This window comes from Bacteroides sp. OF03-11BH (genome assembly GCF_003604005.1).
In the GTDB taxonomy this organism is placed as follows: domain Bacteria; phylum Bacteroidota; class Bacteroidia; order Bacteroidales; family Bacteroidaceae; genus Bacteroides; species Bacteroides ovatus.
In genome coordinates, this window is the sequence record NZ_QTMW01000005.1 from 73898 (window position 1) to 87666 (window position 13769).

Annotated in this window: 10 protein-coding genes and 2 tRNA genes; 10 read left to right on the plus strand and 2 right to left on the minus strand. The window is 40.4% G+C overall.

Features of this window, described 5'->3' with window-relative positions; genetic code table 11:
• The first annotated feature begins 3 nt into the window (after positions 1-3).
• The 8 genes from DXA54_RS05230 (at position 4) to DXA54_RS05265 (ending at position 8866) form a co-directional block, all read left to right on the plus strand.
• A complete protein-coding gene (locus DXA54_RS05230; protein ID WP_008642605.1) occupies positions 4-2187 on the plus strand; it encodes an alpha-N-acetylglucosaminidase in 2184 nt (727 codons plus the stop codon).
• Positions 2188-2305: 118 nt separating this feature from the next.
• Complete coding sequence (locus DXA54_RS05235; protein WP_004317492.1) at positions 2306-2887, plus strand: RNA polymerase sigma factor; 582 nt, start codon at positions 2306-2308, stop codon at positions 2885-2887.
• Positions 2888-2995: 108 nt separating this feature from the next.
• Complete coding sequence (locus tag DXA54_RS05240) at positions 2996-3952, plus strand: FecR family protein (protein WP_008642606.1); 957 nt, start codon at positions 2996-2998, stop codon at positions 3950-3952.
• A gap of 31 nt (positions 3953-3983) precedes the next feature.
• The gene (locus tag DXA54_RS05245) at positions 3984-4757 is read left to right on the plus strand and encodes an endonuclease/exonuclease/phosphatase family protein (protein WP_004296439.1); all 774 of its coding nucleotides are present in this window, start codon (positions 3984-3986) and stop codon (positions 4755-4757) included.
• 7 nt (positions 4758-4764) lie between these two features.
• Positions 4765-5544, plus strand: a complete 780-nt coding sequence (locus DXA54_RS05250; protein WP_009038942.1) for a hypothetical protein — start codon at positions 4765-4767, stop codon at positions 5542-5544.
• A 13-nt stretch (positions 5545-5557) separates the two neighbouring features.
• A complete protein-coding gene (locus DXA54_RS05255; protein WP_008642608.1) occupies positions 5558-7087 on the plus strand; it encodes a hypothetical protein in 1530 nt (509 codons plus the stop codon).
• Between the two features lie 240 nt (positions 7088-7327).
• Positions 7328-8131: an inositol monophosphatase family protein gene (locus DXA54_RS05260; RefSeq protein WP_009038943.1), complete on the plus strand. Its 804-nt coding sequence runs from the start codon at positions 7328-7330 to the stop codon at positions 8129-8131.
• Between the two features lie 30 nt (positions 8132-8161).
• Positions 8162-8866 (plus strand): ComF family protein, encoded by a 705-nt coding sequence (locus DXA54_RS05265; RefSeq protein ID WP_120079077.1) that lies wholly within the window; start codon positions 8162-8164, stop codon positions 8864-8866.
• A 1898-nt stretch (positions 8867-10764) separates the two neighbouring features.
• Here DXA54_RS05265 and DXA54_RS05275 read toward each other — a convergent pair.
• Positions 10765-10838, minus strand: a tRNA-Asn gene (locus tag DXA54_RS05275).
• A gap of 28 nt (positions 10839-10866) precedes the next feature.
• A tRNA-Asn gene (locus tag DXA54_RS05280) sits at positions 10867-10940 on the minus strand.
• Between the two features lie 77 nt (positions 10941-11017).
• On the opposite strand from DXA54_RS05280, the gene DXA54_RS05285 reads away from it, so the two are divergent.
• On the plus strand, positions 11018-12007 hold the full coding sequence (locus DXA54_RS05285; protein ID WP_009000957.1) for an adenosine kinase: 990 nt from the start codon (positions 11018-11020) through the stop codon (positions 12005-12007).
• Positions 12008-12052: 45 nt separating this feature from the next.
• Complete coding sequence (locus tag DXA54_RS05290; protein WP_004310710.1) at positions 12053-13741, plus strand: S41 family peptidase; 1689 nt, start codon at positions 12053-12055, stop codon at positions 13739-13741.
• Positions 13742-13769 lie beyond the last annotated feature (28 nt).

Here is a 13769-nt window from a genome sequence, read left to right on the forward strand (position 1 = left end):
AGAATGAAAAGAAAAAGTGTATACACGTGTCTGGTTATGCTGCTTATGTCGTTGGCTCTTCAGGCTAAAGACAAAGACGTAGCTGTTGCGGAAGCATTATTGAAACGTTTGCTGCCGTCATACATCGAGAGTTTTCAGTTTCAAAAATTAAAAGGAGAGAAAGACTGCTTTACGATAGAGTCCGTAAAAGATAAAATTGTAATCGGTGGAAACAACGCCAATTCAATGGCGATGGGACTGAACCATTACTTGAAATATTACTGTCTCACTACAGTGTCATGGTATGCGGATATAGCCGTTGAAATTCCTGAAGAATTGCCGATGGTTGGTGAGAAGGTCGTTTCGGAAGCGAGAGTGGATACTCGCTTTTTCCTGAATTACTGCACGTATGGTTACACGATGCCTTGGTGGCAATGGAAAGAATGGGAGCGCTTTATTGACTGGATGGCCCTTAATGGTATAAATATGCCTTTGGCAATTACCGGACAAGAAGCTGTGTGGTATAAAGTCTGGTCGAAAATGGGAATGTCGGACATCGAAATACGCTCTTACTTCACGGGACCACCGTATCTGCCCTGGCATCGGATGGCTAACATAGATCGTTGGAACGGTCCGTTGCCGATGGAATGGCTGGAACACCAGGTAAGCTTGCAGAAAAAAATACTCGCACGTGAGCGTGAATTGAATATGAAGCCCGTATTACCAGCCTTCGCCGGACATGTACCTGCCGATTTAAAACGGATCTATCCCGAGGCCGATATTCAACATTTGGGCAAATGGGCCGGCTTTGCTGATGCATACCGTTGTAACTTTTTGAACCCTAACGATGCTTTGTTTGCGAAAATTCAGAAACTATTTCTTGATGAACAAAAAAAACTTTTCGGAACCGATCATATTTATGGTTTAGATCCTTTCAACGAGGTTGACCCGCCCAGTTTCGAACCCGAATATTTGCGGAAGATAGCTTCGGATATGTACGCTACATTGACGGCTGCCGATCCCAAAGCCCAATGGATGCAAATGACGTGGATGTTTTATTTTGATAAAGATAAATGGACTTCCGAGCGAATGAAGGCTTTGCTGACAGGAGTGCCACAGAATAAAATGATATTACTTGATTATCATTGTGAAAATGTTGAATTATGGAAAAGAACAGAGCATTTTCATAATCAGCCCTATATTTGGTGTTATCTGGGCAATTTCGGTGGAAACACGACTTTGACAGGTAACGTCAAAGAAAGTGGCGCACGACTTGAGAATGCTCTCATTAACGGTGGAGGCAACCTTAAAGGAATCGGCTCTACGCTGGAAGGATTGGATGTGATGCAATTTCCCTACGAATACATTCTTGAGAAAGCATGGAACCTGAATGTAGATGATAATAAATGGATTGAATGTCTGGCTGACAGACATGTGGGATGTGTGTCGCAGTCTGTGCGCGATGCTTGGAAACGATTATTCAATGACATTTATGTACAGGTGCCGCGCACATTGGGTACTTTACCCGGGTATCGCCCTGCATTGAATAAGAACAGTGAAAAACGGACAAGTAATGTGTATAGCAATGTTGAACTACTAGAGGTCTGGAGAAAACTGAATGAGGCACCTTCTGACCGGAGAGATGCTTTTCGCCTGGATTTGATTACTGTAGGCAGACAGGTGCTTGGAAACTACTTTCTTGATGTGAAAATGGAGTTTGACAGGATGGTTGAAGCTAAAGACCATCAGGCTTTGAAAGCTTGCGGCGAAAAAATGAAGGAGATATTGAATGATTTGGATAAGCTGAATGCCTTTCATCCTTATTGTTCGCTGGATAAATGGATTGATGATGCGCGGAAGATGGGAGATTCTCCCCAGTTGAAAGACTATTATGAAAAGAATGCTCGCAACTTGATTACTACTTGGGGTGGAAGCCTGAACGATTATGCCAGTCGTTCGTGGGCAGGACTGATAAGTGATTATTATGCAAAGCGCTGGGAGGTGTATATCGATACATTTATCAAAGCAGTTGGGGAAGGTGTAGAGGTGGATCAGAAGCAACTTGAAGATGAATTAAAAGAAATAGAAGAAGGTTGGGTAAATGCAACTGATCGGAAGGATGTTCGAAAAGATGTTCATTCAACAACTGACGGATTATTATCATTCTCCACTTTTTTGTTCAGCAAATATCAAAGACTGGTGAAATAAATAAGAGACCTGTTTCATTTGTTGCTCGCGAATCATGCTATATCAGAAAGAATTAATATATTTGAAAGTAAGGACTTGATATAATAAGCTTTTTATTTTCATATTTAAAATGATTAAGATGTCCCAGAAATACTCACAGGATGAAGCCCAAGCTTTGGTTAAGGCTCTGAAAGAGGGGAACCAGCTGGCATTTAGTATTGTGTACAAGACGTATGCGGCGCAGACCTTTTCTTTGGCATTTAAATATTTGCTGAATAAAGAATTGGCTGAAGATGCTGTGCAGAACTTATTCTTAAAACTCTGGCTGAAAAAAGAAGAAATCGACGAGACAAAACCTATAAACAGATACCTTTTTACAATGTTGAAGAACGATCTGCTCAATACGTTGAGAGACTCAAAGAAAAATATCTATTTACTTGAGGATTGCCTTTCAATGGTTTTGGAATTGGAAGACAATTCTCAAAACGAAAACCTTAAACAAGAACAAATGAACATCATACAGCAAGCTCTTGAGCAACTTTCGCCACAACGCCGCAAGGTTTTTGAAATGAAAGTTTCGGGAAAATACTCCAATCAGGAAATAGCCGATAAACTTAATCTTTCGATCAATACAATTAAATTTCAATATAGCCAATCTTTGAAGCAGATTCGCGCGACAGTGGGAGAGCTTAGCCTATTGTTGCTTTATTGTATGATGTAGTTTTATCTCTTTTTGCTGAAATGGAACGTTCTTTTGAATTAACACGGTTTAACGTAGTCTGTATAATACTTTTTTGTAACAGTGTGTATTACTAATAGATATTGAAATATGAAATCAAAAAAGAAACATACAAGTCAGGACCTTGAAATAGTTGACGGCATCGGGAAATATATGGATGACGACATTCAGAGGATAATAGAAGGCAAACAGCTCGAATTGGGCGACAGAGAATTGCCTCCTTTTGATGAATATCGCATTTATAAGAATATTCAGGAAGCCGTGATGCGGGAAGAAAAACGAAAGAACAGGAGAATAAGGATGCCATTGTTCTTTAAGTGGACGGTAGCCTGTGCAATTGTTTTGCTTGTGATAGGTGTAGGATATAATTTCTATCAAAGTCATAGTGAGGCAAACCTTGTTTATCGGGAGGTCTGTGCTGTAAGGGGTGAAAAGCTACTCGTATTACTTCCTGATGGTAGCCGGGTGTGGTTAAATGCCGATTCTAAATTGACTTATCCGGAACAGTTTGCAAAATACAACAGGAATGTTACGCTGGAAGGAGAGGCTTATTTTGAGATAGCAGAAAACAAGAAATCCCCTTTTCTGGTACTTGCCGAGAATGTGAAAATACAAGTGACGGGAACGTGTTTCAATGTAAAAGCATACGCTTCGGATAAGGTAATCAAAACTACACTCGACGAAGGAAGTATAAATATCGGGCATGTGCAAAGCCGCAGGCCTATGCAGCAAATGCTTCCCGGACAAACTGCAGTTTATGAAAAAAGGAGTAATGTAATAAAAATAAAAACTGATAGATATCACGATGATGCTTCGAGTTGGAAGAGCAACCGGCTTATTTTCAGAAATGCATCATTGAAAGAGGTGCTTACAACACTCTCGCGGCATTTTGATATAGAGATTACAGTTAAAAACGAAAAGATTGCTTCGTTTACGTACGACTTTGTTTGTAAAGGGAACGACCTGAACTATGTGTTGGAAGTGATGCAATCCATAACACCGGTTAGCTTTAAAAAAATATCAGAATATACATATACCGTTGAATAAGTAAACTTAATCTAATAACAAAAACAAATTTATGAAAGCACTTTTAAAGCCCATTGTATGGGTATGCCTTTTCTTCTTTGCGTATCAAAGTACGTATGCGCAGGCTCTTAAAATAATGAGCTATAATTGCCGGATGTCCGGGGAAATGACCGGTTACTCGGTGAAGGAGTATGCTGTATTTATCAGGAAATACAATCCGGATGTTGTAATGTTGCAAGAGATAGATTACAACACAAAAAGGAACAAAAATCAGGATTTTACCACTCAACTGGCTGCGGAGTTGGGATTGTTTTCCGTATTCGGGAAAGCGATGGATACTGGTGGTGGAGAATATGGAGTAGCTATCCTTTCAAAATATCCTTTTGTTTATATCAATAACAAAACTTTTGAAGGGATAGACGGAGCCAAAGAACCCCGGACGCTATTATATGTAGATATTCAGGAGCCGGGAACTTCAGACGTAATCAGGATAGGAACGACTCACTTGGATCATTCGACAGACCTGATAAGGAGCGCAATGGCCGAACAGATTAATGAGCGGATTGGTACGGGAGATACCCCGACACTGCTGGGGGGAGATTTTAATGCCCGGACCGACTCTAATGTGATTTGTGAGGTAATGAAGAACTGGCAGAGAATCTGTGATGATACATTCACCTATCCCGCAGATCAGCCGACAATCAAGATTGATTATATATTCGGACTTCCACAGAATAAGTGGAAAGTGAAGTCGTTTAAAGTTTTATCTAATCCGGAAGTATCTGACCACAGAGCTTTGTTTGCTGAAGTTGAATTTGTAAAATGAATGAAATATGAAATCAAACTATCTATATCTGCTATTTATATGTATCATCTCTTGCCTGTTCGTTTCGTGTAGTGATGAGGATAACAAGGGAGAAGAAATTCCGGAATGGAACCGGTTCAGAACAACTAACGTATTGGTTTATGCGCACTTGTCAGAGCAAAATTTATTTAGCTCTTGTAGTTATAAAGAGGTGGCGTCATCTATCAGAAACACTGTTCATGCAGTGGCATTGTTGGACAGGACGAACGCTGTCTATGGGCAAACTGCAATCATAAATACGGGTACGGAGACTGCTAGAGAGAGCAAGAAAGTGCCGGTGTTTGTACCTGTCAGCTATAGTAACGGAGAGAAAAAGATAATCGGCAGTACTGTGCTTTTTCCTTCTACTATTTCCGAAATGACACAATATGTAGTAAAAAACGATTGCAGATATCTTGAAACAAAAACAGAAGCAGTGAACGGAATAGATATGCTCTTCTGTTCTGTATCATTAAATAGTGAAGACCTTATAGCTCCGGCTGTCGACGTTTTCAAGAAAAAGGTAAACGAACAGACGGTTCTGGTAGGCACTGTTAAACGTGCGTTATTGCCTAATCTTGAGTCGGCAATTACTTCTAACTTAACTTCTGATACCTATTCTTTCGTAGAAGTGGAAAATAGAAATAGAGACTCCGAGTATTGTATATTTGTCCTGACTTCACATAAATGGGCTTTTAGGGGGGTAACCGAAACAAGTGTAAGCGGAGATTTACATTGTTTTCAATTACAAATCGAATCTTTAAAATAAAAAATGAACGGTCATGAAGCAATATATCAAAAATATAATGATCCTGATACTTGCCCTTCCATGGGGTTTGTTGTTGACAAATTGTAGTGATAGTAAGTCTGATTATTCGGACGACAACGCGTATCCGCCACCTACTGTAGAACTCACTTCTCCTTCCGAGATAGATGTGGTGGAGTATAACTCGACGGTGACTGTATCTGCCAGAAGTTTCTCTGCTGTGGGTATACACAGTATATATGCTACCTTGTTGAAGATGGATGAGAATGGAGAATATGAAGAGATAAACGCGACTGAACGTCAACGTTTAAAGATAGATACTCTGCAAACTGATATGACACTTGAATTTGACTTGAATGTCAAGGTCAACACGCGTGAAGCAGCCGGGATACTGGTAACATCAACGGACGTTTTGACAAAAACGGCACAAAAGGTAATACCTATTAAAAAGATAACCAAACTTCCATCCCAGATATTCACCGAACCATCAGATTTCCCTGTTTTAGTACCCGATGAAGAGGTTTCTCTCTCTGTAGTGATTCGTTCTGCTGTGGGCATTAAGTCTATAAAACATACGTTGTGTAATAAAGTACTGGGTGACCTGAAGGAATATACGACTATTCCGGTATCAGGCAATCCGTTGGAAATGGAGTTTATTTTGAAAACTGTCGTAGATAATAAAGATACTGGTGGAATTAAGATTGTGGTGGAAGATATAGAAGGGTTGAAAGAGGAAAAGATTATCAATATCGAAGGTCTTGAGGGTGTTGACAATAATGTTGCGCTTGTTTTCAGCGATATCGAAATGGCACCCGAATGGGAACATTCAACAGAACCGGATCAACCTTATATTTTCTCCATAGAGGGAATAATGATACGGGGTGTGCAGAAACATGTATTAAGCTTGAAGGAAATTAAAGGATATGGCTCAAAGGCAAATAGCGTAGACTTTGCTTTCATCAATATATGGAGAAATCCGAGCTTTGTTGCCGTTAAAAACAGAGGTTTCTCTTATGTCAGTGCGTCAAGAATTAATGGAGGGCCGATAGGGAGAGCTTATGATGTGAATGACTGGATCAAACCGGCAGGTGTTGCTACCAACAAAACGTTGTTTACTCTTATACCTGATGATAAGGTTACTGATCTTGGTATTGATGTGATGATGGCGAACGCGGCTTCGGACGTCAAGACTTTTGAGGCGTTGAATGTATTGGAAAGTATAGCTAAAGGAGGTGCCGATATGTTAATGCAAAGAGTCAATGCGTCTGATGGATATCCGAATGATCCTTGTAGTTTGCAGATAAAAGACGGTTCTTATATTGCCTTTGTTACTGCGGCGGGCAAATACGGTGTCATTCATGTTATTGAAGCCGCAAACGATATGGATGCATTAGTTGCCGGAGGATGTAAAATAGCTACTCCTACAGGAGTGGTAGGAAGCCAGGGGCCAGCCTATTCGGGAGCTGGCATAACCGGACTCACTTATGACGGTGTGGCATTACTCTATGGACGTACCTGTAAGTTGAAAATTGTGGTTCAGAAGTAATGTTGTTATAAATTAAGGAATAAAGGACAATACATTTATATTTTGATGTAAAAGTAAAGAAAGGTCGGCTCATAAAAGAAAATGAGTCGGCCTTGTTTTTAGATGTCTTTTTAAATATTGGTTATAATAGTTTTGATGTTATCTCATTAATTTGCGTATCAAACACGAAAATATTATTTTCCTTTATGCTTTTTGCCGGAAAAGCTATAACTTCGAAGCACTTTTTAATTTGAATAATAAATGTTAGATTTGAAGCAGCTTACAACTGATGTATGCCGGATTGCTACCGAAGTTGGATATTTTTTGAAAGAAGAACGAAAGAACTTCCGTCGTGAGCGTGTGGTGGAAAAACATGCACACGATTATGTGTCTTATGTGGATAAAGAATCTGAAGTGCGAGTGGTGAAAGCCCTTACTGCTTTATTGCCTGAAGCGGGATTCATTACAGAAGAAGGCTCTGCCACTTATCAGGATGAACCCTACTGTTGGGTGATTGACCCCTTGGATGGAACCACGAATTATATTCATGATGAGGCTCCTTATTGTGTGTCCATCGCTTTACGTAGCCGTACCGAACTTCTTTTAGGTGTCGTTTATGAAGTTTGCCGGGATGAATGTTTTTATGCTTGGAAAGGCGGAAAAGCGTTTATGAATGGTGAAGAAATTCATGTGTCGAACGTTGAGGACATCAAAGATGCATTTGTCATTACAGAATTACCTTATAATCATCTGCAATATAAACAGACTGCTCTTCATCTCATCGATCAGCTTTATGGGGTAGTGGGCGGTATTCGGATGAATGGCTCGGCTGCTGCCGCAATCTGCTATGTGGCTATTGGGCGTTTTGATGCTTGGATGGAAGCATTTCTCGGAAAATGGGATTATTCTGCGGCAGCACTGATTGTTCAGGAGGCGGGAGGAAAGGTGACTGATTTTTATGGTGAGGATCATTTCATAGAAGGACATCATATTATCGCAACGAACGGGAATCTTCATCCTTTCTTTCAGAAGCTCCTAGCAGAAGTCCCTCCATTGAATATGTAGGTGCTATTGCAACTTCAAATTTCTATTATTATGAAACACACACTTCTTATCAAAGACTGGCTTAGTTCCTTCTTATCTTTGCTATTTCCCCGTTGCTGCGTTGTTTGCGGCCGACCGTTAGCAAAGGGTGAAGAATGTATCTGTACAGTATGTAATATCAATCTACCCCGTACTAATTATCATCTTCGAAAAGATAATCCGGTAGAACGGCTCTTCTGGGGACAAATCCCTTTGGAACGGGCTACTTCTTTTTTCTTTTATGAGAAAGGAAGCGACTTCCGGTTGATTCTTCATCGGTTGAAATATGGTGGACAAAAGGAAATTGGTGCAATTATGGGGCGGTATATGGCTGCCGAACTTTTGTCTTCCAATTTTTTTCAGGGAATTGATGTGATAATCCCCATACCGCTTCATAAGAAAAAACAGCAAATCCGTGGTTATAATCAGAGTGAGTGGATTGCCCGTGGTATTGCTGCTGTAACAGGAATACCCATCGATACAGAATCCATATTGCGTAAGAAAAATACGGAAACGCAAACGCGTAAATCTGTGTTTGAACGTCGGGATAATGTGGAAGGTATCTTCGAGCTTCAGCATCCCGAAACACTTGCCGGAAAACACATATTGATAGTTGACGATGTGTTGACCACTGGTTCTACTGCTCTGGCATGTGCTTCCTGCCTAGTGAATGTGGAAGGAATACGGATTAGTATATTGACGTTGGCAACGGCTTAAATTTGTTTCAAGAATGTATAAAGGGCTTCTCAAAGATGACTTTTTATAAAAAAAACGAGATTGAGAACCGAATGAATTAATAATTTCTTATATTTGCACTGTCGTAGATCGACATGTTTTTATGTTTTTGAAGAAAAAAAGCGTTTAGCTGATTTCTGTGCAAGCGAAAAGTCGAAAATTCAAATACGCACATGAAACAGTAAAATGCTCCTTGCGATATGCGGGGGGTGTTTCCTGTTTGTGCGTATAGGGCTTCGACTCCCTCGCTTGCGGATAGGCAAATGCCCTACCGCTTTTTTTGTATATACAGGGTTTGTAAAAGGGCGCAAACCATCATTTGTTATAAATGGAAAGAACAAAAAAGATATGCCCGCTTTCTCCTCAAAGCAATCGTGTGATTTGCTTGAGAATACCCTTCTTGGCTGCATCGCCATACAATCAAGAAATCATCCGGCTGGACATCTCTTATGGTATTCTTTCCTTCTTTTATGTATTTAAACCGATTTGAAATGAATGAAGATAGAGAAATAAACAGGTTCGGCTAAGACCCCAAGACGAGGTGGTTTATATCCAAACGGTAGGACTGCCTCGTCTATTTTTTCATTAAACAAATGAAGTGTCACGGCGAATCTATAGCAGCCAGTTGGTTGTGGTTTGCTATTTTTCGCCAAGATCTAATGTTATTTAAACTTTAAAGGCAAGTCAAATGGGACGGAGTGGTGTCTGACGGTTAAAAGGTCGAAAACATTACATTTATGTGTAACTACTTGCCTTTATCAAGAAACGATGATGTACGACCAGTATCAGAGGGGGACTAATGGATTTATCCGGGAGGTTCCCCTTATTCTTTCGTCTTTGTTCTCAAACTGATCCCCAAATCCCCAATATTCAGACTAAGCCGCCGTTTTCAAACTGAACCGCTGTCTTTGGAGTAGTAGCAAATCAGCGGGGATAAATTTTAGATTAGTCTGAAAAATCGGGGAACAGTTTAAAAGTTTGGGTAATGTGCTTTAGGGCAGCCTATACCAAAAAAGTTCGTTCCTGCACAGTTTTGAGCTAAACGAATGCATGCCTCGCCACCGTATCTCCGTTAGGTGTGCCAATAAGACTTTTTTAATTGCCCAAACAAATTATCTTTATTGCCTAGTCAGATTATCTCAATTAGCTACTTTTACTTCGTTCCACTATAATGGAACGAAATAAAAATAGCAAGTGGAACGAATCTGGATAGGCAAACGGATAAATAGAAATGCCCAATTGAAATCATTTCCTATGAATAGACGATTCGACTCATTCCATATGGGTTTTGAACAATTCGATGCTCTTTTCTATAACATGTTCAATTCTTCCAGCTCCTTCACTTTTCTTCTGTATTGCCGATAAACAAGGAGTTTGCAGGTGAATAGCCGCCCCTTCACCTTCTCTTCATCGTGAATCAAGTCAAATTGTTACTTTCAGATTCCACCATTGAGCAAGATTAGTAAAGCTATTTCGTAATTAGTTTCAACCCTATTTGAAACTAGATGTTTCTCGGTGTGAAACGGATTGTTTCAAGCCTTGAAACAATTTTTGAAACTAATCGCTACAGGAGAAGAGATGGTGAAGTTGTTACCCTTCACGCGCAAACTCCTTATTCATCAGAGAGACAGAGAAAAGATGAAGGGGGACATGGAAAAATGGAAAATAAATATCCAATAAGAGAATTTATTCGATTCTGTTGTGATTCAATACCACACCGGTTAATCACTATTTAATTCCTTTTTGTACCGATATGATGTACCTACTTTTAGAGATATGGTTGTTCTGAGCCAAATCCCACAAGATATATTATTAGTCCTTTGGATGATAAGAAAGGTGAATAAATAGAAAAGCCACCCTTCTAGGTGGCTTCTTTTTTGCTCTTCCTCTTGGACTTGAACCAAGGACCCTCTGATTAACAGTCAGATGCTCTAACCGACTGAGCTAAGGAAGAATGTTTGCAATCAAGATTTTCAACTTTGCTCTTCCTCTTGGACTTGAACCAAGGACCCTCTGATTAACAGTCAGATGCTCTAACCGACTGAGCTAAGGAAGAATGTTTTTCTCAATTGCGATGCAAAAGTACTAGGTTTTTTTGAAATATGCAATATCTTTGCAAAAAAAATATTAGGAATGGACAAAATAATAGGATTGGGCAACGCCCTGGTAGACGTACTCGCAACCCTGAAGGATGATACTCTTTTGGATGAAATGGGTTTACCCAAAGGAAGCATGCAGCTCATCGATGACGCTAAGTTACAGCAGATTAACACAAAATTTTCACAGATGAAAACCCACTTGGCAACAGGCGGATCGGCAGGAAATGCCATCCTCGGACTGGCTTGTTTGGGTGCTGGAACAGGGTTTATCGGAAAAGTGGGAAATGATAATTATGGAGAATTTTTTCGTGAAAATCTGCAGAAAAATAAGATTGAAGACAAATTATTGACCTCGGATCGACTGCCTTCCGGTGTGGCATCCACTTTTATTTCACCGGATGGAGAGCGCACTTTCGGAACCTATCTGGGAGCAGCGGCTTCTTTGAGAGCAGAGGAACTGACCTTGGATATGTTTAAAGGTTACGCGTACCTATTTATAGAAGGCTATCTTGTTCAGGACCACGAAATGATTCTTCACGCCATTGAACTGGCTAAAGAAGCCGGTTTGCAGATTTGTCTCGATATGGCTAGTTATAACATTGTGGCTAATGATCTGGAATTCTTCACCTTGTTAATAAACAAATATGTCGACATTGTCTTTGCAAACGAAGAGGAAGCGAAAGCCTTTACCGGCAAGGAGCCGGAGGAAGCTTTGAGAGTGATTGCCAAGAAATGCAGTATTGCTATTGTAAAAGTGGGGGCAAATGGTTCTTATATCCGCAAAGGGACAGAAGAAATAAAGGTTTCGGCCATTTCGGTTCAAAAAGTGGTAGATACTACCGGTGCCGGTGATTATTTTGCTTCCGGATTCTTATACGGATTGACTTGCGGATATTCGTTGGATAAATGTGCGAAAATAGGTTCTATTCTCTCGGGAAATGTTATTCAGGTAATCGGAACAACGATACCACAGGAACGTTGGGATGAAATTAAGTTAAATATTAACAGGATTCTGGCGGAATAACAAAGGATTGAGCTACTTTTACGACTCATTTAGATTGAAAGAGGTATGAAAAAATTGCTGAACAGGCAGATAGCTATTGTTGCAGTAGCGGTGATAGCAACAGTTGCTTTCTTTAGTTTCAAGAGTGGAGACGACCGTAATTTCCAGATTGCAAAGAATCTGGATATATTTAATGCGATTGTGAAAGAACTGGATATGTTCTATGTAGATACCATTGATCCGAATAAAACGATTCGGGAAGGAATCGATAATATGCTTTATACGCTGGATCCTTATACGGAATATTTCCCGGAAGAAGATCAGAGTGAACTGGAGCAGATGATTAAAGGATCATTTGGTGGGATGGGTTCTTACATTGCTTATAATACGAAACTAAAACGTTCGATGATTTCTGAACCTTTTGAGGGAACGCCTGCTGCAAAAGCCGGTCTGAAAGCGGGAGATATACTGATGGAGATTGACGGACAGGATCTTGCCGGTAAGAATAATGCGGAAGTCAGCCAGATGTTACGCGGACAGGCAGGTACCAGTTTTAAGCTAAAGATTGAGCGCCCGAATGAGAAAGGTGGACGTACGCCGATGGAGTTCACGATTGTACGTGAGTCTATTCAGAATCCGGCGATTCCTTATACTGCCGTATTGGATAATAATGTAGGTTACATTAGCCTTAGCACTTTTTCCGGCAACCCTTCCAAAGAGTTTAAGAAAGCATTTCTGGATTTGAAGAAACAGGGAGCTACTTCGTTGGTGATAGACCTCCGTAGTAATGGCGGTGGATTGCTGGATGAAGCAGTAGAAATTGCGAATTATTTCTTGCCGCGTGGAAAGGTGATTGTAACGACCAAAGGGAAAATCAAACAAGCTAGTAACACTTATAAGACATTGCGCGAGCCGTTGGACTTGGATATTCCGATTGCGGTATTGGTAAATAGTGGAACCGCTTCTGCTTCCGAAATCTTATCAGGTTCTCTGCAGGATCTCGACCGTGCCGTTATCGTTGGTAACCGTACCTTCGGAAAAGGACTGGTACAGGTTCCCCGCTCTTTGCCTTATGGCGGAACGATGAAAGTGACTACCTCCAAATATTATATTCCAAGTGGACGTTGTGTACAGGCTATTGACTACAAGCATCGTAATGAAGATGGAAGTGTAGGAACCATTCCTGACAGTTTGACTAAGGTATTCCATACGGCTGCCGGACGTGAAGTACGCGACGGAGGTGGTGTAATGCCGGATATTGTTATCAAACAGGAGAAATTACCGAATATCCTCTTCTATCTGGTACGCGATAATCTGATTTTTGATTATGCAACTCAGTATTGTTTGAAACATCCTACCATCGTTGCTCCGGAGAAGTTTGAGGTGACAGATGCCGATTATAATGATTTTAAAGCGTTGGTGAAGAAAGCTGATTTCAAATATGACCAGCAAAGCGAGAAAATTCTGAAAACGTTGAAAGAAGCTGCCGAGTTTGAAGGGTATATGGATGATGCTTCAGAGGAGTTCAAGGCACTTGAGAAGAAGTTAAATCATGATCTTGACCGCGACTTGGATTATTTCTCATCTGATATAAAGAAGATGATTGCTACTGAAATTATCAAGCGTTACTATTACCAACGTGGTAATATCATCCAGCAGTTGAAGGATGATGACGGTTTGAAGGAAGCGATGAAAATTCTGAATGATCCGGTGAAATATAAAGAAATGCTTAGTGCTCCGGCTGCTAAGGAATAAATGAATATATTTCAAACATAGATATATG